The sequence below is a fragment of the Vibrio sp. Vb1026 genome (assembly GCF_033338745.1).
GTDB lineage: Bacteria > Pseudomonadota > Gammaproteobacteria > Enterobacterales > Vibrionaceae > Vibrio > Vibrio alginolyticus.
Window position 1 is genome coordinate 1 of the sequence record NZ_JAWOTH010000006.1, and the last position, 18,721, is coordinate 18,721.

Sequence of the window (18,721 nt, forward strand, 5' to 3'; positions counted from 1 at the left end):
TGGTGATTTCTCCAATTGATTTTCCGGTGTAGCGGTTTCCGACGTCTCGGAAAACCAAGTAGTTCTCTCAAAGTTACTTTTATTAACGGCGCATGCCCTGTTTTCTTTAGAGAAAATTTTGGATTTTTTTGAAAATAATTCGTTTGGAGGGGTAATCGTGACAAAGCGGATAAAAAAGCAAAAAAACTTTCATTTTTCGCTAAAGCTTCTTTTCGAATTGTCGATACAGGCAGGTTTTACGTTAAATTCGGGCAAGGCCGTTCATCAGCCAAGTAAAGTTAATGCTAGGTTGGGCGCTTGTTTTGCTTGTGCAAGAATAGAAGTACTGACCTGCTGCAAAATCTGCTGCTTCACCATTTGCGTGGTTTCTTTCGCGTAGTCAGTGTCTTGGATACGACTGTTGGAAGCAGCTAAGTTTTCGTGGATGTTATCGAGATTATTGATCGCGTGATTAAAGCGGTTTTGATACGCGCCTAACTCCGCACGACTGCCATCTACCGTTTTCAAAGCATCATCTAAAATGCCGACCGCCATCTGAGCGCCACCGACCGTGCTAATATCAATACTATCTACCGTTCTATTTACGGTGACATACTTGCCAAGTTCTAACTCATCAGCCAGGCCACCACTGAAGGTTGGTCCAGGGTATTTTATGGCGTCCTTGTGGGACATGAGTAACTGCAGTTGCCCCTCTTCATTAACAGACGCTTTCACTTTATCGGTCTGCCCGTTAATGTAAGTCGCGAGTTCTTCTATATCGTCGCCAGCTTTAGCTTCAATACGGATCTCCTGCTCTTCAAAATTGTTATCACGGTAGCTGATAACAATTTCATTATTTCCGTTTTGAACCGTCCAATCTGAACTGACTCTTTGATATGAGCTCATTGAAAAGCTACCTAAAGATTCCGGCTGCATGGTCCGCAGGCCAATTTGTACCGCTTCACCAGCCGTTGCACCGATTTGAAAAGACGATGTACCGAATGTGCCGTTCAGCAATTTACGTCCACCAAAAGATGTGGTTTCTGCAATACGACTTAACTCATCATTTAAAGCAGAGACTTCTTCTTGCAGTGCAGTGCGCTCCGCTTTGCTGTTTGAACCATTGGCTGACTGTAGCGACAAATCACGCATACGTTGCATGATATTGGTCACCTCATTCATCGCGCCTTCCGCAGTTTGCATGATGGAAATGCCGTCATTCGCGTTGCGAACCGCAACATCTAAACCACGCATTTGTGATTGCAAGCGGTTGGAAATTTGCAGACCCGCAGCGTCATCCTTTGCGCTATTAATACGCTTCCCTGAAGACAAACGCTCCATGGATTGATTCAGCATATCCGTTGCACTGGTCAAGTGACGCTGTGCGACAAGTGCTGCAACATTGGTATTAACGGTGATCGCCACGAATAAAGAGTCCTAAAATTAAGGCTTTGAGTACTTATCGACCAAGTAACAGAAAAGTTTAGTGTTTTTTGAAAAGAGATTGGAATAGAAATCGAAAACAAAAGCCCTCCATTGGAGGGCTTAAGAAATAAAGTCTGACAACTTACTTGATGGCTAGCTCTGCGAGCATTTCTTGCGAAGGCGCGAAGAAGTACGCACCAGTTACCGCTGTTGTGAAACGAAGCATTTGGTCTGTTTTACCATCTGTCACGCCGTACATACTTTCTAGCATCACTTTAATGTTATGAAGTGTATTGCAGTAAGAAATAAACAGCAGGCCATGAGGCCCTGTCACCGTCCCGTATGGTAAGCTGTGGCGAACAATCTTCAAACCTTTACCTTCTTCTTTGATATCAACTCGACCAACGTGTGATGCAGCAGGAACGTCTTCTAGCTCGATAGAGTCTAGCTTGGTACGACCAATCACTTTTTCTTGCGCTTTGACATTCAATCGATTCCAAGCGGCAAGGTTATGTTCAAAGCGCTGAGCCATAACATAACTGCCTCCAGCAAATGGGCCCTCTTTTACTAGAGCCACATCAGCGCGAGCCTCCCCTTTCGGGTTTTCTGTGCCATCAATGAAGTCTGTCATATCACGAGCATCAAGGTAACGGTACCCATATGTTTCGTCCACAATGGTGACATCTTGTGCCGTCTCTTCTAGGAACTTACGCAACACGTAAAAATGCAAGTCGTGACGAGTCGAGTGACAGTGAATCAGTACATCTACGTCTGTTGCTGGAGCAACGATGTCACCTTCGCCAAGTTGAGTAAAATCAATAAGCTCTTCTGGCGCGTCTACATTAAGGTGTTCCCAAAACGATTTTGTGAATGCGATAGAAAGCGTCAGCGCTGCACCCGGCTGGGTAATGTTTAACTCTTCCACCAACTTTGGTAGTGCTTTCAGTTTTTCTAATACGTTTTCACGGTTTTGGTTCACTTTGAGTTGAGTGTACAGTGCAAATGGCCCGGCTTCTGGCACGATCGCCGTTTGAGCTTGTGACATTGAGGTTTCCTCTATTACTTTGCCCCAGAGTGGGAAGTTATTGTTTTTAATTCTTTGAATGCTGCTGTTCATCGTGCGCCAATTGTGGCACTTGAAAACAGTCTTTTACCCATCTTCCATTTAGAAGATAGATCATAAACCAAGCTAATAAGGTAATGGTAAGGGCGTTTGCCCAATTAAACACTCCATGTTCTAGGTACACATGATACATGGTCTGAGCAAGTTGAATACCGCACAAGATCAAAGTGATCTCGCGACCATAGCGAGTAATTCTGTTTACCCATCCTCTGTCGGGATGACGAAGCCCCATTAACCACATAAGAAGCAAACTTGGAATGCCCATCGCCAAACCTAAATACAACGTACTTGAATATGGGTAAACAATAGCGAGTAGCTTACTGCCACTATCACGACTTACACCAGCCATGGCAAACACCACCCATGAACGCACAAGAAACATCCATCCCACCCATAAAATGATCGGCGCCTTTAAAAATCCATGGGCGTCATATTGGTCAAACGAATAGCGCACAACATCTTCTTCTTTATGTGATAAAAACGTCACTTTAACCTATCGTTTCAGAGTTGCAAGCCAACAAAGATGAGAACTGAAGTTCATTTCAGCACCTTACACAGGTAAACTAAACAAAGATTTACAGCGACGTTGATGAGAAACATGAAAAAAAGAACTCCTGCCACCCCTGTGCCTTCTCAAGAAACTCAAGCCGAAGCGATGAGAATTGCCAAATCCACGCAGAAACCGGGGCAAACCAAAGAGCAAACCAAACTCATCGCTCAAGGTATCGAAAAAGGCATCGCGCAATATAAGAAACAACAAAAAGAGCGCAACCGCCAAGCCGATAAAGCGAAGAAAAAACAGCAACGTGAAAAACAACGTCAGCATGAAGAGATTATCGAACAAGACAATATCACCGACGATGCGCCAAACCATTCATCAAGCAAACTGCCTTGGACACTACTTGTTCTGAGCTGGATTGGCTTTGCTGCTTACATAGTATTGGGGAAATAGCTAATGAAACGCCTGTTACTTGGACTTTTTGTCGTGCTTCTAACGGGTTGCACGATGCCTTCTCACCTTACTCATGCTCAAAGTCAAGATGTTCATATTCGCATTGACGCGCAATTCGACCCTGAGCGATGCGAATACAAAGGCGAAGTCACCGGAAGTGAAGGCCATTGGTATAACTACATTTTCATGACTAATGACGCGATGATGCAAGGCGCGATGAACGATTTAAAAAACAATGCAGCGGCTATCGATGCGGACACCGTTTTTATGGTTTCCCCACAAGATTTTATCACTTCATTTAGCGTACTGGGTTCCGCCTACCGCTGCAATGGATGAGGCCTGAATATGAAAAAAGCCAGCAATTGCTGGCTTATGCACGAAATCCAAGACTGCTAGCGATATCGCTCTCCCGCTCTAGAACCCATTGGCTATCAAAAGGCCCCCAATCTGAAAGTTGATAATAGCCGTCATTATGACGTCGGCCATCTTGAACGAATATGAGTTCAATGCCGATCCCAGGTAACGCCTTGAGTACATCTTGAATAGTACGACGAGGCCACCCCGTTTTTTCGATCAACTTTGGCACATTCGGCCTTTCTAGGTTTTCCACCAACAAGGCCAAATATAGCCGCCTTGCAAAAACAGGACTCAATTCCATTGACACCTCCTAAAATTGTGCTGATTCATTATTTCGTTTTTGCTCAGCGAGGTGTTGCGTTTGATCAATAACTCGACTTTTCCATTTGATTTAGACGAATTTTTATTCGATTTATAGCGCATTCATCGTAAATAAGTTATGTGACATTAGTTATCTCAATCTATCTGAAAATATTTTCCACCGCATTTTGTCAGTTTGATTGCTTCTTGATAGGATGCTTTAACAGCCCAAATCACTTAAGTGCGTCTTAACCGCGCCAGTGAAAAATAGAACAAAGAAAAAGGAAACACTATGTCGATTACCATGTTTGGTATTCCCAACTGCGATACGATCAAAAAAGCCAAGAAATGGTTAGAAGCCGAGGATATTGCTTACGACTTCCATGACTACCGTAAGCAAGGCATTGATGCAGAAATGGTAAGTGAATTTTGTCGCGCTTTAGGTTGGGAACAGGTGCTCAATAAACGTGGCACAACCTACCGCCAATTAGCGCAAGAGCAGAAAGACACACTTAACGAGGAAAACGCCATCGCTCTTTTGGTAGAAAACCCTGCGATGATTAAACGCCCAATTTTAAAAGTGAATGATCAACTTCATATCGGTTTTAAAGCTGATCAATACGCTAGCATTTTCAACTCTTAAATAAAGGAATACTCAAGGATGACAGACAGTCCAGTATTGGCACTTGCTAAAGATCTGATCAGTAGACAGTCCGTAACGCCGGAAGACGCAGGTTGTCAGGATTTGATGATCGAGCGCTTAAAAGCACTCGGGTTTGAAATTGAAGTGATGGTATTTGAAGACACCACGAACTTCTGGGCTCGACGTGGTTCAGAAGCGCCGCTATTTGCGTTTGCTGGCCACACCGATGTGGTACCAGCTGGCAAATTGGAACACTGGAATACACATCCGTTTGAACCGACCATTATTGATGGTTACTTGCATGGCCGCGGCGCAGCTGACATGAAAGGGTCGCTAGCTGCTATGGTCGTTGCTGTCGAACGCTTCATTGAAGAAAACCCAGACCACAAAGGCTCAATTGGCTTTTTGATTACGTCAGATGAAGAAGGGCCATTTATCAATGGTACCGTTCGCGTTGTAGAAACGTTGATGGAACGTGGTGAGAACATCGATATGTGTATTGTTGGTGAACCATCCAGCACCGACGTGGTTGGCGATGTAGTGAAAAATGGACGCCGTGGATCCATCACTGGTGATTTAACGGTAAAAGGAACACAAGGTCACGTGGCCTACCCTCACCTAGCCAGCAATCCAGTGCACGAGTCTCTACTCGCGATTCATGAACTCGCGACGACAGAATGGGACAAAGGGAATGATTACTTCCCACCGACTAGTTTCCAGATCCCGAATGTATCGGCTGGCACTGGTGCGTCTAACGTTATTCCTGGCGAGTTCCATGTTCAGTTCAACCTACGTTTTAGTACTGAGCTTAACAATGACGCAATTGTTCAGCGTGTTACCGAAACATTGGACAAGCATGAGCTGGACTACGACCTAAAATGGACATTCAACGGAGACCCATTCCTGACCGATACGGGCGCACTGCTAGACGCGGTTGTAGCTGCTGTGGCCGAAGTCAATGATACGAAGCCAGCGCTACTTACAACTGGCGGTACGTCTGATGGTCGTTTTATTGCTCGAATGGGAGGTCAAGTCGTAGAGTTAGGCCCTGTTAACGCTACGATTCATAAAGTGAACGAGTGTGTGAAAGTCGACGATCTTGAAAAGTTGACGGACATGTACGAAAACACGTTGAAACACCTATTGGCGAAGTAATCAGCGAGAACACAATGACACCAGAGCAACTCACCGGAATCACTGATTCCCATCTTCAATCCACACTAGTGGGGCAAAAGGCATTTATGCTTCACCCTAAAGTAGTCAATGACTTATTGAAGATGATTAATGCCGCAACCGAAGCAGGTTTCAAAATGGAAATCGCCAGTGGTTTTCGTGACTTTAATCGCCAAAAAGCCATCTGGAACGGGAAGTTTTCTGGTGAGTTGCCAATTCTCGACATAAACTCCCGCCCTTTGAATAAAGCAGAGTTAAATGACGAAGAGAAATTGATGGCCATTTTGCGCTGGTCGGCATTGCCCGGAGGAAGTCGTCATCATTGGGGTTGTGATTTTGATGTCTATGCGCGCAATTTATTGCCTGCTGACACCAAACTCAAGTTGGAACCTTGGGAGTATCTTGAAGGCCACCAGCAAGCGTTCTACCAATGGTTAAAAGCCAACCTTGGTCGGTTCGGTTTCTTCTTCCCTTATCAGCATGATTTAGGTGGCGTTTCGATTGAGCCTTGGCACATTAGTCACCGCGCTGTCGGGCAGCAATGCCTCGAGCAGTTGACGCTTGATGTACTCAGAAGCCAGTTGATTAAACAAAATCAGACCGACAACATTGCAGGGATTGACGTCATACTGAATAATTTGGATAACGTCGTTGCCAAATTTATTCACAATATCACGCCGCCGGAGGCTCTATGATAGAAATACTAACCAATCCTTGGGTCATTATTATTGTAGTGTTGAGCGTGGTCATTGGTAATATTGCCGCACTCAAATATACCGCAAAAATGAAGTTTGGTCAGATGGATAAAAGCCGTAAGAACGATTTAGATAAGCTGAACACATTGGATAAACAGCGCTACGCTGAAGAAGATAAAAACAAAAACGAGCCTCGTTAGTTACTCACCAGCTTCATCTCGACACATTTAATCTAAACATCAAAAAAGGGACCACTAGGTCCCTTTTCTATCATTAAGTAAACACGCCGCGTTAAGCTCGCTTTGTTTACTGCTTCACTGTTGCAGCCAATACAGGCGCTAGTGATTTCAAAAACTCTTCTTCTACTGGCTTGCCAGAGGAGTCGGTGATATTGATAGACGTACGGTTGCCTAAATCACCAAGTAAGAATGTGTACTTACCAGCGGCTAACTCCACTGGTTTAACGCCGATATCGTTCCAGAATTCATCATCCGGAGATGCATATTTCGCAGTGATTGTGCCCTGAGACTGGCTACGCTCTTCAATCTTAAAGCCCATCTTAGGTAGAATATTAGGCAGACGTTGCCAAAGCATGTTGTATTGCGCACGCGCGATAATCACAGGAAGTCCGCTGCGGTCTTTACCCATTGTGATTGGGATCTGTTTAACCAACTCTTGCGCTTTACGCTGTGCTTCTTCACGCACTTCTTGATCGTAGCGAGCGGTGACCAAGTTCGTCATGAACACATTGTAGCGCTCACGGTTGGTCGCCGTTACTTCTTTCACTTGATTGCCTTCACGCCAGTCAATAAGGCTCACCTTAAAGCCGTGTCGACCATTTGCTTCAGCGCGTACGATTTCATATCGGCTGCCAATTTCTAGCTCTTCATCTGGCGAATCCCAAGTCACCCATCCTGTCTCGATGCGAGAGTCTGTTTGGCTTTCAACTGGAATCTCGTTAGCCGCGACCATGTTTTGCACCGTTTGCCAAACTTTATCTAGTTCATCTTTACGAAGTAGCCAAAGTGTCACTTCACCATCACTACTGCGGTCCAAACGTGCACCGGGAATAAGCTCTAGGACTTGTTGAGGTGGACGAATGTCGACATCTTTACCTACACCACCAGCGTAGTTACCCTGAGGGATCTCGTAGTTAGGGTAAAACTGAGGCTGTGCACCCTGTGGGACATTCCACTCACCCAAATTTGGGGAGTTCAAATACTCGAAGTCATCTTTTGCTTGACGACGTTGATTGGCACCACCTGAACAGGCAGTCAATACGAATACAGCTAATGAACTTAACACTAACTGGCTTGAAAGCTTCATCTATACTCCTAAAACACCGAGGGCGCTTTGGCCCCCAGTATGAACTTCAATCCTAGTAACTCAATCTTAATAGCTCAATCTTAATAAATATGGGCGTCTGTTAGCGCCTGCTCGACGATCGGCTGCGATTTTTCAGAAAGCGTAGTTAAAGGAAGACGCAAACCACCTTCTTCAATCAAACCAAGCTTTTGCGCTGCCCATTTTACTGGGATAGGGCTTGCTTCGATGAAAAGGTTTTTATGTAGAGTCATCAAGCGTTGGTTAATCGCTTCTGCTTCTTCGTACTTACCTTCACTTGCCAAATGGAACATGTCTGCCATGTCTTTAGCTGCAATATTGTTCGTTACCGAGATAACACCATTGCCGCCAAGTTTCACAAAATCCAGCCCTGTCGCATCATCGCCACTTAGTAAGATAAAATCTTCGCCACAAAGTTCACGATGAATTGCAATTCGTTCCAAATCGCCCGTTGCATCTTTTAGAGCTACGATATTATCAAGCTTTGACAAGCGTGCCACTGTTTCTGGCTGCATATCAACAGCAGTACGGCCTGGTACGTTGTACAAAATTAGAGGCACATCACTCGCTTCGGCAATTGCCTTGTAATGTAAAAACAAACCCTCTTGAGTTGGTTTGTTGTAATACGGTGTCACACTCAGGAAGCCAGCAATACCAGAATCAGCCAGTAATTTGCTAAATGTTACTGCCTCATGGGTTGCATTTGCACCCGTGCCAGCAATCACAGGGATGCGACCGTCGGCAAACTCAACAGTTTTATTAACGACCTTTACATGCTCTTCAATGGTCAGTGTCGCTGACTCACCTGTTGTGCCTACTGCCACAATACCGTCTGTACCCGCTTCAACGTGGTACTCTACTAGCTTTTGCAGACCATCAAAGTCTACTTCGCCATCTGCTTTGAATGGCGTAATCAGCGCTACGATACTTCCTGAAAACATGTTTATCTCCCTCATTTAACTCTTTCTGCATGGTACTGTAATGCGATTGAAAAACACAAGAGCGTAAACTCGCTTACAAAGTACAAATGAATGAATAATTACCAGTTGTTAGAGGTCTAGCAACTTAATTGCTCTATTTGGTTTGATTAACGGCAATATTGATAATCGTGTTGGGCTTTCGAGTGACTTTAGAATCTATCAGTGATTTGGAAAATACTGAAGAGCACAAGCAAGGAAAATATACTCTTTGGTCTTGTTAGCCAAGTCAGATCTAAGTGAATAAAACGGCCAGACAATAGGCAAGCACATCATGCAAACGTTTTGTTTATCCTGTAGCCTGCATTTACTGTTTATTTCCCACCGCTCCCCTCAACATCCTCCTGCTTTTTATAGACTAAAAAAGAACTGGCTCGATATTTCTTCGCAATATCTGTGCTAACATCTCTCTATTGAAGAAAGGACAAGAAGCTCATTTATGAAGCAACATCTGGTACTTACAGCAGTTGGAACGGACCGTCCAGGCATTTGTAACCAAGTCGTACAGCTCGTTACTCAAGCTGGTTGTAACATAGTCGATAGCCGTATCGCGATCTTTGGCAGCGAATTTACGCTGATCATGCTCCTGACTGGGAACGCCAGCAGCGTGACTCGAGTTGAAACGCAATTGCCCCTGCTTGGCCAAGAACATGACCTTATTACGATCATGAAACGCACAGCGGCGCACGAACTGCTCGATAACAGCTACACCATGGAAGTGTTTATTGAGTCTGAAGACCGCCCTGGGTTAACTGAAAAATTTACTAAGTTCTTCGCTGATCAGCAGATTGGTTTAGACTCTCTTAGCGCGCAAACCATCAGCAAGTCGAAAATTCAACTCGATTCTGACCAGTTTCACATTGCGATTACTGCATCTGTAAGCGCGGATTTTAATTTGATGCAGTTACAAGAAGACTTCGATGAACTTTGTAAGTCGCTCAACGTACAAGGTTCTCTGAATTTCATTAAAAACACACTATAAAGTAAAGGAAATCAAAATGAATACGCTGACAGCAGGCTCGCCAGCGCCAGCCTTCTCTTTGCTCGACCAAGACGGAAATACCGTTTCTCTTGAAGACTTTAAAGGCAAGAAAGTACTTTTCTACTTTTACCCTAAGGCGATGACGCCGGGTTGTACTACACAAGCAAAAGGCCTTCGTGACATCAAAGCTGAACTCGATGCACATAACGTGGTGGTACTCGGCGTAAGCATCGACCCTGTAAAGCGCCTAGGCAAGTTCATCGAGCGCGATGATTTAAACTTCACTCTGCTTTCTGATGAAGACCATGCCGTTGCTGACCAGTTCGGCGTTTGGGGCGAAAAGAAATTCATGGGCAAAGTATACGACGGTCTTCACCGCATTAGCTTTCTGATCAATGAAGAAGGCGTGATCGAACATGTGTTCAACAAGTTCAAAACCAAAGATCACCACGAAGTCGTATTAAACTACTTAAACGAAAACGCTTAAACGCTATTGTTTTTCTACAAACAAAAAGCCCAGCAAACTGCTGGGCTTTCTTTTAACCATCGTACCTTTGGTAACAACTACTCTTGTTCGACAGGTTCGTTTTCTTCCGTGCTTGGTAATGCATGCCATACGGCTTTGACTAATGTCGCTAAAGGAATGGCGAAGAACACCCCCCAAAAACCCCACAGCCCACCAAAGACTAATACAGCCACAATGATAGCAACTGGGTGTAAGTTTACTGCCTCGGAAAACAGAACAGGAACCAACACATTACCATCCAGCGCCTGGATAATACCGTAAGCAAGCAACAACCAATAAAACGGAGGCGTTAAACCCCATTGGAACAAACCAACGATAGCAACAGGTACAGTAACAGCCGCCGCACCGATATAAGGAATCAAAACCGACAGACCAACAGCTACGGCAAGCAACGCCGAGTAACGAAGATCTAAAAGGGCAAAAGTCACGTAGCTCACACCGCCCACGATTAAAATCTCTAACACTTTACCGCGAATGTAATTTGATATCTGCTCGTTCATTTCATGCCAAACTTTATTCGCCAATTTACGGTTTTTCGGCAGAATACCGCTTGCGATTCGCAGCATTTCTTCTTTGTCTTTAAGCAAAAAGAAGATAAGGAGTGGCACTAAGATCAAATATACCGCTAGCGTTGCAATGCTAACTAATGAAGCAAGCGACCCTTTGACGACACTTTCACCCAGCCCCAGTGCTTGGTTTTTGGCGTTCGTCACCACGGTTTCTACTATTTCTAAATTGGCTAGTTCAGGATGGCGCTCTGGCAATGTGACAATAAACTTTTGTAGCCCGTTGTACATGTTCGGAATATCGTTAATTAGATTACCGACCTGAGTCCAAATCGTCGGAACCAAGCCAAACAACGCAATTAACATTAACCCGACAAAGACCAAGATCACGATAATAACCGACAAAGTGCGCGGCACGCCCATACGACACATTTTGACAACTGGCCATTCAAGTAGATAAGCCAAAACGATCGCGACAAGTAATGGCGCAATCAAGTGTCCAAAGAAGTAAATGGTGATAAAGCCAAACAGCAAGATCGCGACGAGACTTACTGCGTGAGGGTCAGAGAAACGTCGTTTATACCAACGACTAACCATTTCAAACATCTTATGCGGATTCCTTATTGAAGACAGTCAATGTGTAGTGCTCTGATGTAGATTGGCAATCAACCGAGTACCCTTGGGCACTAAGATAGTTCACAATGTCTCGTTTAGAGCTGTTGTCCACCACTTGAATGACAAGTTGATGATACTGCTTTGCTTCTCCTTGAAAGACCTCAGCAGCATGACGCTTTGCAAGTAACAGTGCCATAGGACAACGTTGCTCACGCAAATCAAGTAACATGGATTCCATTGTATTGCTCTGCACTTATGATAGGGTTGTATTGTAACGGCTTTTTGAGCTGGTGCTAGCACTTCTGACATGATTTAACCACATGCTGAAATAGCTCGGATATAAAATAATTTACGAAACCAATTCATTTATTTCCGGTCTTACTGTTAGCTTATATCCTCACGGATAACCAAAACGTATGTGGCGCTGTTAATAGGCTCTCGACCTGTAACCACATGCTTATGTATTTTGGAGAACCTTGTAAACGTATGTTAAAACGCACTCGCTCGCTAGTTTGCTTATGTCTTGCTGCTGCCATCAGTTCGCCGACAACTTATGCCAATAGCATTGACTTGCCAGACATTGGCACAGCTGCTGGTGGCACGCTTTCAATAGACCAAGAGTTGATTTATGGCGACGCCTATATGCGTATGCTCAGAGCCAGTAAACCTATCGTTAATGACCCTGTCATCAATGAATATATTGACTCTCTTGGGCACAAATTAGTGGCCAATGCGAATGATGTAAAAACGCCGTTCCACTTCTTTATGATTCGCGACCGTAATATCAACGCATTCGCGTTTTTTGGTGGCTATGTAGCGCTGCATTCTGGGTTGTTTCTTCATGCTCGTTCAGAAAGTGAGCTGGCCTCTGTTGTCGCTCACGAGATAGCGCACGTCACACAACGTCACCTTGCTCGGAGTATGGAAGAACAAGCGCGTCGCTCTCCGGCCACATTAGCCGCACTTGCGGGGGCACTACTACTTTCAATTGCCTCACCCGAAGCGGGGATGGCTGCAATTACAGCAGCAACCGCGGGCAACATGCAAAGTCAAATCAACTACACTCGTGCAAACGAAAAAGAAGCGGATCGCTTTGGTATTTCGACACTAGCAAAAGCCGGCTTTGATGTTCAAGCAATGCCAAGGTTTTTTGGCCGTCTTGCTGATGAGTATCGTTATGCGAGTAAACCGCCACCAATGCTCCTGACTCACCCTTTGCCTGAAGATCGAATTACCGATAGCCGTGCGCGAGCAAGAACCTATCCTCCAATGCGTGTTGTGCCTTCAATAGACTATCATCTAGCTCGCGCGCGCATTGTGGCTCGTTACGCTGGCATTGATGGACAAGCCGCCCTGAGCTGGTTTGAGAGAACCCAAAAGAAAGCCTCTGCGGACATTACACCTGCTTTTGATTATGGTCGAGCTCTCGTGCATTTAGACAATAAACGCTTATCTCAAGCGGAACCAATTTTGAAAAAGTTACTGGAACAAGACCCAAGTAACCCGTTTTACTTGGACGCTATGACGGATTTATACATCGAGAAGAAGCAGCCAGAAAAAGCAACCGAGATGCTCCGCAAAGCGTTATCTCGTAACCCTCAAAATAAAGTATTGACCATTAACTACGCCAATGCGCTACTTGAGGACAATAAAAACGATCAAGCCACGCGAGTTCTTCAAAGATACACTCATGACTATCCTGAAGATACAAATGGCTGGCACCTAATATCGAAGAGCTACCACGCGCTGGGGCGTAGCGATGAAGAGTTGGCTGCTCGAGCAGAAATTTTGGCATTGCGAGCAAATTGGAATAAAGCGATTCAATATTATAGTGAAGCAAGTAAAATGGCCAAGTTGGGCAGCTTAGAGCAAGCACGATACGATGCCCGTATCGACCAACTCATGATCCAAAGAGATCGATTCATGGCATTACAATAACGAAATGGAGAAAACCATGTCAGTCGTGATTTATCACAACCCTCGTTGCTCAAAGAGCCGTCAAACACTTGAACTGCTTGAGCAAAATGGTGTTACACCGGAAGTCGTCAAATACCTAGACACACCACTTAACGTGGATGAACTAAAAGCGCTGTACGCCCAGCTTGGCTTTTCATCTGTACGTGAAATGATGCGCACTAAAGAAAGTGAATATAAAGAGCTTGGCTTAGGCGAAGACTCCGTCAGCGATGAGCAATTATTCGAAGCTATGGCGAAAAATCCAAAGTTGTTTGAGCGTCCGGTTGTCGTTGCTAACGGCAAAGCAAAAATTGGTCGCCCACCAGAGCAAGTGTTGGATATTTTATAAATGGATTGCCAGATCCTTATTTTGTATTTCAGCCGTCATGGCTCGACAAAACAACTGGCAAGACAAATAGCAAGAGGAGTCGAATCGACTCCTCAATGCCAAGCAATTTTGCGTACAGTTGAAGAATTGTCACCTCACTCACACTCCCCTTCTGATCCAATTGTTACTCTAGAGGAACTAAAAACGTGCGACGGTCTAGCGTTTGGCAGTCCCGTCTGGTTTGGCAACATGGCTGCGCCTTTAAAGCACTTCTGGGATCAGACTACATCTTTATGGGTCAGTGGTGACTTAATCGATAAGCCTGCTTGTGTCTTTACCTCTTCGTCCTCGATGCATGGTGGTCAAGAAACAACGTTACAAAGCATGATGACCCCTTTATTGCATCACGGGATGATGGTTTTGGGCATTCCTTATTCCGAGCCAGAGTTACACACTACGCAGTCCGGAGGCACTCCGTATGGCGCCAGCAGTGTAGGCCATGAGGCAACCCTAAGCAGTGAAGAGATTCGCCTGGCACAACAATTAGGCAAAAGGCTGGCAACTGCAGCGTTAAAACTAAAAGTCTGTTAGTAAAATCAAGGATAGTTAATCGATGTCTGACTCTTTAGACCAAACACCACTCGGTACACAGGCTAAAACCTATCGTTACCTGGCTTTATTTGGCAACTTAGCCTTATTAGTCTGGGTCGCTATTTGGCAGCTTGCGTTATCCCCTCATCCCCACCTCAGCAGCACAACACTTGCTATTGCTTGGTGTATTCCGCTACTACTTCCGTTGCCTGGTATTTTAGCTGGTAAGCCTTACACTCATGCTTGGGCTAACTTTGTTCTTATGCTGTATTTCTTGCATGCGCTGACCATCCTTTATGTGGATGGGGGTGAACGCTGGCTTGCGGCAGTGGAACTGATACTGACTTCACTCGGTTTCGCTGGCAATATTTTGTTTGCTAGAGCGAGAGGCAAAGAGCTAGGTCTTAAGTTGAAACGCCTCTCTCAAGTAGAAAAAGAAGAAAAAGCGAAATTCAATAAATAACGCCAATTGCAGTCAATCACTGATCATTGGTTCGAATACGAATTTAGAAAACAAAAAGAGTCGCTATTGCGACTCTTTTTTATGCTTACCACATTGGTGTTTGATCCTTGCGTTTCACGCCTGGAACGCTACCAAGGCGATTACGATGCCGAGCGCCACTCGTAGATCAAGTCATACTGTTCTCGGACAGGCTCCACAATCATCGGCTGAGTTGGTTGTGTTTCGTCACTTGCTTCTGCCACAATATCTACTGGTACTTCAGGCTGCGCTTCTTTTGGCGTCGCGGCGTCTTTTGCTTCATTACTCTGAACCAATGGCTCTTCTTCTTGAGTTGAAGCTGGGGCATCAACTTCACCTAAAGGATCTTCAAAAACCATTAATTGAGAAATAGAAGAAGCTTCTTTCTCAAAAGCTTGTTGTGATGCCAAAAGGTGGATGTTGAGCGTTAACTCGTCCCCTTGAACACGCTTAATCTCTGTACCCGCAACCGAATTAAGTTGTTTTAACGCATTCTCTAAACGGAAGAAGTCCGTGGCAGAGGTTACATTAAGGACTTTCACTGCTAGCGCTTTTGAAGACTTTCCTGAAACCACAACTGCACTCTTACTTGCATAGTAGTCTGCGATGCCATCCACCATTTCTGCAATAGCATTAGCACCTGATGCAGACCCGCTACGCGGAGAACGTTGCGCTTCTACAATTCTCGTTGGCGACTGGTCGTAGAGTGTCCAACGAATTTGTTCACCTTGAGCTCGTACAACCAAAACGGCGTCAGCTGGGTAGCGCTGGCTAGCTTGACCAATTGGCTCAATAAAGCCGCCCCAAAGATCAGAGACATTAACACCGGTTACATCATCAAAATCCCCAACCGGGATAGTGATTGGTAGGCCCCTTAGTTTCGCTGCGCTACGAAGTGCTGCAACATTTGAAGATTCAGAATGCTCCCACGCAATGTTACGATCGTAACCCTGTTCTTCAACCATCCAAACTAAAATATTGGCACGATTTGGCGACCAAGATGGCAATTGTGCTTGTGTTAAAAGAGAGCTGATTTGGTCGTTGTTAAACAACATTTTTAAGCTCGCTTTTCCATCAACCTGCCCATAGCTCAGTTGAGAAATGTAACGCGCACTTGAGCTAAGTGCCTTTTCAATCACTGGATTGCTTAAAGAGGATTGAGAACCGGTCGCTCGAACAATCACATCCTGCATACCTTGTTGACGAGCCAAAGACTCACCGTCGTTCTGCTCACTGTCGATAACCACTTCGGCACGATAGATATCCACCTGAGTTAATGCATATACTGGTAGGGACAACCAACCTATCAGTAAGAGAGCTAAATAGCGCATAGTTTTTATAATCCTCTGAACAAGAACCCGAATAATAAGCAACTATCAAATCTTGAGCAAGGTAAGTACTGAGTAAATTGTCTGTATTATGACCAGCTTTGTTAACTCGGGCCTCAACCAGCGCTTCAGTGCTATTTTTTATAATAAACTCATTGCTTATTAAGCTATCTCAACAAGTTAGGCTGTCCATTTTTCATCTTCACGTAAGACACGTAAAAGAGGACAATTTGCAAGCAAGCAACTCTCAAAAGTGCTATTTATGGGAAAAATTCAATCGAAAGTTTGATCTATGCAACATTGCAAACGATTGCAGGATGATAGTATTCGCCGGATTTGTCTGCGTATCTTGAAAATAGGGAATTATTATGAAAAACGCGTTACAAGGCGCTCAAATGCTCTTTGTCGCTTTTGGTGCTTTGGTGCTTGTGCCGCTCCTAACTGGCCTTGATCCAAACGTAGCCCTCTTTGGTGCCGGTGTCGGTACTCTCCTCTTCCAGTTAATGACTAAACGTTCTGTTCCCATCTTCCTTGCCTCTTCTTTTGCGTTTATTGCTCCTATTATGTTCGGTATCCAAACTTGGGGTATCGGTGCAACGATGGGCGGCTTGATGGCAGCGGGCTTAGTTTATGTGGCTCTAGGGGCGATGATCAAAGTGCGTGGTGTTGGATTTATCCATAAAATTCTCCCGCCCGTTGTCGTTGGCCCTGTGATCATGGTTATCGGCCTTGGCCTTGCCCCAACGGCAGTGAACATGGCGGTAGGTAAAACTGGTGATGGAGCTGCACAGCTAGTTAATGGTGATGCTGCGATCATTATCTCGGCGGTCTCACTGCTCACAACCATTGTACTCAGCGTTTTTGCAAAAGGCTTTTTGAAGCTCGTTCCTATTGTTGGTGGTATTCTTGCTGGTTACTCTGTTTCTCTATTCTACGGTGTGGTTGATTTCACTCCCGTAGAACAAGCGGCTTGGCTAGCCATGCCAAACTTCACCGCGCCAGAGTTCAATATCAACGCAATTTTGTTCATGATTCCTGTCGCTATCGCACCTGCGGTTGAGCACGTAGGTGACATGCTTGCTATCTCAAACGTTACAGGTAAAAACTACCTGAAAAAACCAGGCCTTCACCGCACAATCGCAGGTGACGGGGTGGCAACTATCGCAGCTTCGATGGTGGGTGCTCCACCAAACACCACTTACAGTGAAGTAACAGGAGCGGTAATGCTAACCAAAGCATTTAACCCTGTGATCATGACTTGGGCAGCAATCACCGCAATCGTACTTGCATTGGTAGGTAAGCTAGGTGCGGTTCTTCAAACGATTCCAGTTCCTGTTATGGGCGGCATCATGATTCTGCTGTTCGGCTCCATCGCAACGGTAGGCCTCAACACACTGATCAAGAATAACGTTGATTTACATAAGTCTCGTAACCTAGTGATTGTTGCCGTAACACTTGTGTTTGGCATTGGTGGTATGGCTTTCGGTATTGGTGAGTTCAGTCTACAAGGTGTGAGCCTATGCGGTATCGTGGCAATTATTCTTAACCTTGTGCTACCAAACGATTTAGGTGAAAACCACGTTGTGGATAACGCACAAATGGAAGAAGAAAGCGCGAAATAGTTCGTTTGCGCCGCTTTATTAGTTGGCGTGTCTTACTCTTCTCCTCTTGTAGATACAAAAAAGGCTTGGTTTTCACCAAGCCTTTTTCTGTTCAGTCATAGTAATACATCAAAGAATTACTTAGTACCGAAGATCTTATCACCTGCATCGCCTAGACCCGGAACGATGTAGCCTTTGTCATTAAGCTTCTCATCGATTGCCGCAGTGTATAGCTCAACATCTGGGTGTGCTTTTTCTAGCGCTTCAATACCTTCTGGTGCAGCAACAAGTACCAGCACTTTGATTTGGTTACAACCTTTCTCTTTTAGGAGATCGATCGTAGCAATCATAGAACCACCTGTTGCAAGCATTGGGTCAACAACAAGCGCAATACGCTCCTCGATGTTTGAAGCAAGCTTGTTGAAGTAAGGAACTGGCTCAAGCGTTTCTTCATCACGGTAAATACCCACAACACTGATACGTGCGCTTGGCATGTGCTCAAGAACTCCATCCATCATGCCTAGACCTGCACGTAGGATTGGCACTACGGTTACTTTTTTACCTTTAATCTGGTCTACTTCTACCGGACCGTTCCAACCATCAATGGTCACTTTTTCTGTTTCAAAGTCTGACGTTGCTTCGTAAGTAAGTAGGCTACCGACCTCAGTCGCTAACTCACGAAAACGTTTTGTGCTGATGTCACCTTCTCTCATTAGACCAATTTTATGTTTTACTAGAGGGTGCTTTACTTCAACAACTTTCATGTCCATCTCCGGCTATAGTTGGCAATATTTAAACAAACCTTCAGATTATACATGATTTTCACAGGGATATCAGGA

At 44.9% G+C, this 18,721-nt stretch carries 23 protein-coding genes; 13 read left to right on the plus strand and 10 right to left on the minus strand.

Going from position 1 to position 18,721, the window contains the following annotated elements:
* Window positions 1-264: 264 nt before the first annotated feature.
* From R7E47_RS11250 to R7E47_RS11260, 3 genes are all read right to left on the minus strand, one after another.
* A complete protein-coding gene (locus R7E47_RS11250; RefSeq protein WP_005380443.1) occupies window positions 265-1,404 on the minus strand; it encodes a flagellin in 1,140 nt (379 codons plus the stop codon).
* 142 nt (window positions 1,405-1,546) lie between these two features.
* Entirely contained in the window at window positions 1,547-2,449 is a 903-nt protein-coding gene (locus tag R7E47_RS11255; RefSeq protein WP_005380441.1) for a Dyp-type peroxidase, read from the minus strand.
* A 46-nt stretch (window positions 2,450-2,495) separates the two neighbouring features.
* Window positions 2,496-2,981, minus strand: a complete 486-nt coding sequence (locus tag R7E47_RS11260) for a DUF2919 domain-containing protein (RefSeq protein WP_054702723.1) — start codon at window positions 2,979-2,981, stop codon at window positions 2,496-2,498.
* 144 nt (window positions 2,982-3,125) lie between these two features.
* Here R7E47_RS11260 and R7E47_RS11265 point away from each other — a divergent pair, with 144 nt between their 5' ends.
* Window positions 3,126-3,479, plus strand: coding sequence for a DUF2956 domain-containing protein (locus tag R7E47_RS11265; RefSeq protein ID WP_005380437.1), 354 nt, complete (start codon window positions 3,126-3,128; stop codon window positions 3,477-3,479).
* Between the two features lie 3 nt (window positions 3,480-3,482).
* Window positions 3,483-3,815: a DUF4156 domain-containing protein gene (locus R7E47_RS11270; protein ID WP_005380435.1), complete on the plus strand. Its 333-nt coding sequence runs from the start codon at window positions 3,483-3,485 to the stop codon at window positions 3,813-3,815.
* Window positions 3,816-3,849: 34 nt separating this feature from the next.
* On the opposite strand, the gene R7E47_RS11275 is transcribed toward R7E47_RS11270, so the two are convergent.
* A complete protein-coding gene (locus R7E47_RS11275; RefSeq protein ID WP_033907100.1) occupies window positions 3,850-4,137 on the minus strand; it encodes a helix-turn-helix domain-containing protein in 288 nt (95 codons plus the stop codon).
* Between the two features lie 291 nt (window positions 4,138-4,428).
* Here R7E47_RS11275 and R7E47_RS11280 point away from each other — a divergent pair, with 291 nt between their 5' ends.
* The 4 genes from R7E47_RS11280 to R7E47_RS11295 are packed head-to-tail and all read left to right on the plus strand — an operon-like array spanning window position 4,429 to window position 6,847.
* Entirely contained in the window at window positions 4,429-4,779 is a 351-nt protein-coding gene (locus tag R7E47_RS11280; protein ID WP_005380431.1) for an ArsC family reductase, read from the plus strand.
* A gap of 18 nt (window positions 4,780-4,797) precedes the next feature.
* Window positions 4,798-5,934: a succinyl-diaminopimelate desuccinylase gene (gene dapE / locus R7E47_RS11285; protein ID WP_005380429.1), complete on the plus strand. Its 1,137-nt coding sequence runs from the start codon at window positions 4,798-4,800 to the stop codon at window positions 5,932-5,934.
* A gap of 14 nt (window positions 5,935-5,948) precedes the next feature.
* Window positions 5,949-6,647 (plus strand): M15 family metallopeptidase, encoded by a 699-nt coding sequence (locus tag R7E47_RS11290; protein ID WP_025768261.1) that lies wholly within the window; start codon window positions 5,949-5,951, stop codon window positions 6,645-6,647.
* Window positions 6,644-6,847 (plus strand): DUF2897 family protein, encoded by a 204-nt coding sequence (locus R7E47_RS11295; protein ID WP_005380425.1) that lies wholly within the window; start codon window positions 6,644-6,646, stop codon window positions 6,845-6,847. The genes R7E47_RS11290 and R7E47_RS11295 overlap by 4 nt, the downstream gene beginning before the upstream one ends.
* A gap of 106 nt (window positions 6,848-6,953) precedes the next feature.
* Here R7E47_RS11295 and bamC read toward each other — a convergent pair whose 3' ends face one another.
* On the minus strand, window positions 6,954-7,973 hold the full coding sequence (gene bamC / locus R7E47_RS11300) for an outer membrane protein assembly factor BamC (protein WP_005380424.1): 1,020 nt from the start codon (window positions 7,971-7,973) through the stop codon (window positions 6,954-6,956).
* A gap of 80 nt (window positions 7,974-8,053) precedes the next feature.
* Window positions 8,054-8,932 carry a 4-hydroxy-tetrahydrodipicolinate synthase gene (gene dapA, locus R7E47_RS11305; RefSeq protein WP_005380422.1) on the minus strand — a complete coding sequence of 293 codons (879 nt, stop codon included), beginning with the start codon at window positions 8,930-8,932 and terminating at the stop codon, window positions 8,054-8,056.
* Window positions 8,933-9,407: 475 nt separating this feature from the next.
* On the opposite strand from dapA, the gene R7E47_RS11310 reads away from it, so the two are divergent.
* Window positions 9,408-9,950 carry a glycine cleavage system protein R gene (locus tag R7E47_RS11310; RefSeq protein WP_005380420.1) on the plus strand — a complete coding sequence of 181 codons (543 nt, stop codon included), beginning with the start codon at window positions 9,408-9,410 and terminating at the stop codon, window positions 9,948-9,950.
* A 16-nt stretch (window positions 9,951-9,966) separates the two neighbouring features.
* Window positions 9,967-10,437 (plus strand): thioredoxin-dependent thiol peroxidase, encoded by a 471-nt coding sequence (gene bcp / locus R7E47_RS11315; RefSeq protein ID WP_005380418.1) that lies wholly within the window; start codon window positions 9,967-9,969, stop codon window positions 10,435-10,437.
* A 77-nt stretch (window positions 10,438-10,514) separates the two neighbouring features.
* Here the strand turns inward: bcp and R7E47_RS11320 are convergent, their stop codons facing one another.
* Entirely contained in the window at window positions 10,515-11,588 is a 1,074-nt protein-coding gene (locus R7E47_RS11320) for an AI-2E family transporter (RefSeq protein ID WP_005389843.1), read from the minus strand.
* 1 nt (window position 11,589) lies between these two features.
* Window positions 11,590-11,826, minus strand: a complete 237-nt coding sequence (locus R7E47_RS11325; RefSeq protein ID WP_005380414.1) for a sulfurtransferase TusA family protein — start codon at window positions 11,824-11,826, stop codon at window positions 11,590-11,592.
* A 257-nt stretch (window positions 11,827-12,083) separates the two neighbouring features.
* On the opposite strand from R7E47_RS11325, the gene R7E47_RS11330 reads away from it, so the two are divergent.
* From R7E47_RS11330 to R7E47_RS11345, 4 genes are read left to right on the plus strand one after another with little or no spacing between them, the layout of a single operon-like run.
* A complete protein-coding gene (locus R7E47_RS11330) occupies window positions 12,084-13,535 on the plus strand; it encodes a tetratricopeptide repeat protein (RefSeq protein ID WP_005394337.1) in 1,452 nt (483 codons plus the stop codon).
* A 16-nt stretch (window positions 13,536-13,551) separates the two neighbouring features.
* Window positions 13,552-13,902 (plus strand): arsenate reductase (glutaredoxin), encoded by a 351-nt coding sequence (arsC, locus tag R7E47_RS11335; RefSeq protein ID WP_005380410.1) that lies wholly within the window; start codon window positions 13,552-13,554, stop codon window positions 13,900-13,902.
* Window positions 13,903-14,472, plus strand: coding sequence for an NAD(P)H:quinone oxidoreductase (gene wrbA, locus R7E47_RS11340; RefSeq protein WP_005380409.1), 570 nt, complete (start codon window positions 13,903-13,905; stop codon window positions 14,470-14,472).
* A gap of 22 nt (window positions 14,473-14,494) precedes the next feature.
* Window positions 14,495-14,935, plus strand: coding sequence for a DUF2069 domain-containing protein (locus R7E47_RS11345; RefSeq protein ID WP_318084297.1), 441 nt, complete (start codon window positions 14,495-14,497; stop codon window positions 14,933-14,935).
* A gap of 140 nt (window positions 14,936-15,075) precedes the next feature.
* Here R7E47_RS11345 and R7E47_RS11350 read toward each other — a convergent pair whose 3' ends face one another.
* Window positions 15,076-16,284: a DUF2066 domain-containing protein gene (locus tag R7E47_RS11350; RefSeq protein WP_318084298.1), complete on the minus strand. Its 1,209-nt coding sequence runs from the start codon at window positions 16,282-16,284 to the stop codon at window positions 15,076-15,078.
* Between the two features lie 365 nt (window positions 16,285-16,649).
* Here R7E47_RS11350 and R7E47_RS11355 point away from each other — a divergent pair, with 365 nt between their 5' ends.
* A complete protein-coding gene (locus R7E47_RS11355; RefSeq protein ID WP_005389855.1) occupies window positions 16,650-17,903 on the plus strand; it encodes a uracil-xanthine permease family protein in 1,254 nt (417 codons plus the stop codon).
* A gap of 116 nt (window positions 17,904-18,019) precedes the next feature.
* On the opposite strand, the gene upp is transcribed toward R7E47_RS11355, so the two are convergent.
* On the minus strand, window positions 18,020-18,646 hold the full coding sequence (gene upp, locus R7E47_RS11360; protein ID WP_005380401.1) for a uracil phosphoribosyltransferase: 627 nt from the start codon (window positions 18,644-18,646) through the stop codon (window positions 18,020-18,022).
* Window positions 18,647-18,721: the final 75 nt, after the last annotated feature.

Bases quoted from the DNA above. Each gene is read 5' to 3' on its own strand.
- R7E47_RS11255 (WP_005380441.1), bottom strand. From the start codon at position 2,449: ATGTCACAAGCTCAAACGGCGATCGTGCCAGAAGCCGGGCCATTTGCA.
- R7E47_RS11265 (WP_005380437.1), top strand. From the start codon at position 3,126: ATGAAAAAAAGAACTCCTGCCACCCCTGTGCCTTCTCAAGAAACTCAA.
- R7E47_RS11270 (WP_005380435.1), top strand. From the start codon at position 3,483: ATGAAACGCCTGTTACTTGGACTTTTTGTCGTGCTTCTAACGGGTTGC.
- R7E47_RS11275 (WP_033907100.1), bottom strand. From the start codon at position 4,137: ATGGAATTGAGTCCTGTTTTTGCAAGGCGGCTATATTTGGCCTTGTTG.
- R7E47_RS11280 (WP_005380431.1), top strand. From the start codon at position 4,429: ATGTCGATTACCATGTTTGGTATTCCCAACTGCGATACGATCAAAAAA.
- dapE (WP_005380429.1), top strand. From the start codon at position 4,798: ATGACAGACAGTCCAGTATTGGCACTTGCTAAAGATCTGATCAGTAGA.
- R7E47_RS11290 (WP_025768261.1), top strand. From the start codon at position 5,949: ATGACACCAGAGCAACTCACCGGAATCACTGATTCCCATCTTCAATCC.
- R7E47_RS11295 (WP_005380425.1), top strand. From the start codon at position 6,644: ATGATAGAAATACTAACCAATCCTTGGGTCATTATTATTGTAGTGTTG.
- bamC (WP_005380424.1), bottom strand. From the start codon at position 7,973: ATGAAGCTTTCAAGCCAGTTAGTGTTAAGTTCATTAGCTGTATTCGTA.
- dapA (WP_005380422.1), bottom strand. From the start codon at position 8,932: ATGTTTTCAGGAAGTATCGTAGCGCTGATTACGCCATTCAAAGCAGAT.
- R7E47_RS11310 (WP_005380420.1), top strand. From the start codon at position 9,408: ATGAAGCAACATCTGGTACTTACAGCAGTTGGAACGGACCGTCCAGGC.
- bcp (WP_005380418.1), top strand. From the start codon at position 9,967: ATGAATACGCTGACAGCAGGCTCGCCAGCGCCAGCCTTCTCTTTGCTC.
- R7E47_RS11320 (WP_005389843.1), bottom strand. From the start codon at position 11,588: ATGTTTGAAATGGTTAGTCGTTGGTATAAACGACGTTTCTCTGACCCT.
- R7E47_RS11325 (WP_005380414.1), bottom strand. From the start codon at position 11,826: ATGTTACTTGATTTGCGTGAGCAACGTTGTCCTATGGCACTGTTACTT.
- R7E47_RS11330 (WP_005394337.1), top strand. From the start codon at position 12,084: ATGTTAAAACGCACTCGCTCGCTAGTTTGCTTATGTCTTGCTGCTGCC.
- arsC (WP_005380410.1), top strand. From the start codon at position 13,552: ATGTCAGTCGTGATTTATCACAACCCTCGTTGCTCAAAGAGCCGTCAA.
- wrbA (WP_005380409.1), top strand. From the start codon at position 13,903: ATGGATTGCCAGATCCTTATTTTGTATTTCAGCCGTCATGGCTCGACA.
- R7E47_RS11345 (WP_318084297.1), top strand. From the start codon at position 14,495: ATGTCTGACTCTTTAGACCAAACACCACTCGGTACACAGGCTAAAACC.
- R7E47_RS11350 (WP_318084298.1), bottom strand. From the start codon at position 16,284: ATGCGCTATTTAGCTCTCTTACTGATAGGTTGGTTGTCCCTACCAGTA.
- R7E47_RS11355 (WP_005389855.1), top strand. From the start codon at position 16,650: ATGAAAAACGCGTTACAAGGCGCTCAAATGCTCTTTGTCGCTTTTGGT.
- upp (WP_005380401.1), bottom strand. From the start codon at position 18,646: ATGAAAGTTGTTGAAGTAAAGCACCCTCTAGTAAAACATAAAATTGGT.